Raw genomic sequence first — 3,427 nt, 5'->3', positions numbered from 1 at the left:
GGGCAATATGATCACCTATATATCCTTTGTCACCTAAAACAATAGGTTGATAGACATCTGATAATACTTCCCATAGAATAGCACGATCATCTATGTTGGCAGCTGTAATTTCAATTTCTGCAAGATAACCATCTAAAGTAACTGCAGCATGAAGCTTTAAACCATAATAAGTCTCTTTTTTAGATGCACAGTAACCATAAGATGAAATATCTCTAAATCGTTTGTTAAAATGAGCTCTGCCAAATCGACAAACAGAAATAGGCATACTATCTACAATGTAAACATCTGAGTGATTGTAACCAAGATAGTTACCAATTTCTCTTCTGATAGCATCTATAACTGATTCAAGATTTCGCCTAGTTCGATTAAAACGAGTACGGTGACCTAAGTTAGGAAATAGATTCTTAAAGTTTTTATGAACATAATTAAACCTTGGCTATCAGTTAACTTGGATTCAAAATAATTACGCCTAAAACAAATGCTGTCTGGAATGATCTTATGGTAAATATCATCAATGATAACGTAAGAAACTAAAAAGAAATCTTTTAGATTTTCGATTTCTTGGACAGAATAGTATTTGAACTCTAACATGTGATGTCCCCCATTTTAAGAATATTATAGTAGAGTAACGATATCATATGATTAGAGCTTATTCCATAGATATCAAAAAGGCTTTACTATGCTTACGCTAGGTTGGTCCGATTTTTATTAGAATGGCTTAAAAGACAAGAGAAAACTCCTAAGGCTTTTGGAGAATTGTTCTTAATGTATTGTGATGATATTCAAGATATGGAGTTATCCATAGCCCTTCAAAGTTTAATGGGTTTATTTATTGAGCAATTAAATCAGCCTACTCATCTAGAATCAGAAACTATTAAAAATCAACTTAGACAATGGATTGATTCTCAAGCTTTATTTATCAAAGCGTTATTTAAAGATTTAAGCTGTGAAAGTTGAGTTTAAAATATATGGTATTAATTAGGATATTCCGTATTATAATATCTTACTTTGCCTACTGTTCTATTCTTATATTCAATGGCACCTTTAGGACATCCTCCTATACATGCCATGCAATGTATACAGTTTTTTCCCCACTGTGGTTTTGTATCGTTCATTTGAATATTATTTAATGGACAAAGTGTAACGCATTTACTGCAACTTATACAAGCATTATTCGTATGAAATCCTTTAGCACTTACAATGGTGCTATAAAAAATAGGGTTTGTCACACTACTCTTAATCTTATCTAATAAACTTATTGGCTTATTAGGTAATTCCTTTTCATTTTTAATCTTTTGAGCAATATCTAGAATGCCCGGAATAGCCTTTCTAATAATTTCTTTACTATGTTTCCTATCATCCGAATCATACAATGCTACATAATTATCAGGCATAATTATAGAAGCTAATCCCATAAAGGTCATTCCTTTTTTATCAATACTCTTTTTAGCATAGCCTATTGCATTTCCTACATCTGCACCACAAGTTAATATAAAATATATTTTTTTATTCCCATTAAAGTTAGATTCCTTGATAAAAGATTCTATAATTCTTGGCATTCTCCATGCATGAGTAGGTGCTACAATTATAAAAGGTTTATTGGAATTAAATATTTTCTCTTTATCCTCTTTTAAATACTCATTTATGGATATTATCTCATCTTTTATAACTACATTTAACTGTCTAGCCACATATAAACTATTACCTGTTCCACTAAAACATAAAATCATAAATACATACTCCTTCTAATGTCTCTTTTCACATCAAAAAGCCTCTAATACTAGTTTTTCCAGTTCTAAAGGCCTGATTTTTCTTTCTTTTATTATTTCACGAGCTTGACAATTTCGTCAATACATTTGCGCGTTCCGGAATTTCATAAATAGGATAAACAATTTCGTCAGTAGACAAAAACATGCGCGTATCAGGGAGATTGTCCAGTTTTTCGTAAATCGGACTAATACGGTAGTCTGTTGTCGATGTGTCACCGGCCCATGCTTTTCCGCCTATGATGGCACCATATGGCGCAAGCGTAATATCTCTCTTATCCACTTCGGCAATATCCGGATTTGAGAGAGTAACATCAAGCCATGGAGAGATTAAAACTATTTTATAATGAATGTTTCCAAATCTATATTATTACCAACAAAACTACTAATGTCTACAATATAACTAGCCTTATTTTCTATAAGCTTATAATTAGCATGAGCAGATAAGTTTTCAATAAAAAAATTGGTTTCAATAGGCTCTGGTTCAATAACTGTAGATTGAATATTATACTTTTTCATTTCTAAACACAGTGCATCACTTATTGCTTCTACAGCATGTTTAGAAGTACACTATCTACCATTTAATGATTGTGTAAACTTACCTGAAATCGAACCAATATTGATGTTCTTACCATACTTTACTTTTCTCATTTCAGGAAGTACTGCCTGAATCATATTTATAATGCCAAAGACATTCACATATGTTAATTTTTCCTTTACCCCGTATTCTACTGAGCGATAATGGTGTTTTCGCAACTAAAATGCAATTATCTTCTACGGCTTGAATATAATATGCCGATTCCTTATTAGTAAGATATGCAACATAAGAAAGCAGTACGGACTCCTCAGCATAAAAATACTATTATTTAAATAAAAACAAACTTAAAAGCTCATAATATTTAAAGGCTAAATAAAAAAGCAACACTATTTATAAATGTTAATAAAAGGAGAACTACTTATGAAAAAAGTATTAGTTGTTGTTACAAATGTATCTAAATATGACACTACTGAAAGACCTACAGGTTTATGGCTTAGCGAAGCTGTTCACTTTGTAGATGTTATAAAAAATGCTGGAATTCAAATTGATTATGTAAGTCCAAATGGTGGTTATACACCAATAGACCCACACAGCTTAGAAAAAGATGCTATGAGTCCAATTGATTGGAAATACTACACTGACCACAACTTTATGAATAAATTAGGCAATACATTATCTGCTGATGCAATCAATTCAAAAGACTATGATGTCATTTACTATACTGGTGGACATGGTGTTATATGGGACTTTCCTAATGATACAAATTTGCAAAAAATCGCAAGAGAAATATATGAAAATGGTGGAGTAGTTTCAGCTGTGTGTCATGGTTTAGCAGGCTTATTAAATATACAATTATCTAACGGCAAAAACTTAATTGAAGGGCTAAAGGTTACAGGATTTTCAAATACCGAAGAGGATGCAGTAGGTGTTACTAAGCTTGTTCCTTACTTAACTGAAACAGAACTTATAAATAGAGGTGCAAACTATGTTAAGTCTTCAGATTGGGCAGAATTTGCAGTGGCAGAACAAAGAGTTGTTACAGGGCAAAACCCATCCTCAGGAGCTGCCGTTGCTAGAGAGGTTCTTAAAATTTTAAACGCTAATAAATAGTAAAATTATTTGT

Annotated in this window: 5 protein-coding genes and 1 pseudogene; 2 read left to right on the top strand and 4 right to left on the bottom strand. The window is 31.9% G+C overall.

The window, feature by feature from the left end:
* Positions 1–591 (bottom strand): annotated as a pseudogene (locus tag JCM14822_RS25445) (IS982 family transposase); the annotation flags it as partial.
* A 174-nt stretch (positions 592–765) separates the two neighbouring features.
* Here JCM14822_RS25445 and JCM14822_RS18145 point away from each other — a divergent pair.
* The gene (locus JCM14822_RS18145) at positions 766–957 is read left to right on the top strand and encodes a hypothetical protein (protein WP_054744028.1); all 192 of its coding nucleotides are present in this window, start codon (positions 766–768) and stop codon (positions 955–957) included.
* A 17-nt stretch (positions 958–974) separates the two neighbouring features.
* Here the strand turns inward: JCM14822_RS18145 and JCM14822_RS18140 are convergent, their stop codons facing one another.
* From JCM14822_RS18140 to JCM14822_RS22290, 3 genes are all read right to left on the bottom strand, one after another.
* Entirely contained in the window at positions 975–1,730 is a 756-nt protein-coding gene (locus JCM14822_RS18140) for an EFR1 family ferrodoxin (protein WP_054744025.1), read from the bottom strand.
* Between the two features lie 372 nt (positions 1,731–2,102).
* Entirely contained in the window at positions 2,103–2,285 is a 183-nt protein-coding gene (locus tag JCM14822_RS22295) for a hypothetical protein (protein ID WP_083461565.1), read from the bottom strand.
* A 51-nt stretch (positions 2,286–2,336) separates the two neighbouring features.
* Positions 2,337–2,522 (bottom strand): SDR family NAD(P)-dependent oxidoreductase, encoded by a 186-nt coding sequence (locus tag JCM14822_RS22290; RefSeq protein WP_242861567.1) that lies wholly within the window; start codon positions 2,520–2,522, stop codon positions 2,337–2,339.
* A gap of 202 nt (positions 2,523–2,724) precedes the next feature.
* Here JCM14822_RS22290 and JCM14822_RS18130 point away from each other — a divergent pair, with 202 nt between their 5' ends.
* Positions 2,725–3,414: a type 1 glutamine amidotransferase domain-containing protein gene (locus JCM14822_RS18130; protein ID WP_054744023.1), complete on the top strand. Its 690-nt coding sequence runs from the start codon at positions 2,725–2,727 to the stop codon at positions 3,412–3,414.
* Positions 3,415–3,427 lie beyond the last annotated feature (13 nt).

Origin of the sequence: Cellulosilyticum ruminicola JCM 14822, assembly GCF_001311925.1 — a bacterium.
In the GTDB taxonomy this organism is placed as follows: Bacteria; Bacillota; Clostridia; order Lachnospirales; family Cellulosilyticaceae; genus Cellulosilyticum; species Cellulosilyticum ruminicola.
The sequence above is the reverse complement of the archived record's forward strand: the minus strand, read 5'-3'. Positions and strand labels throughout refer to the sequence as shown.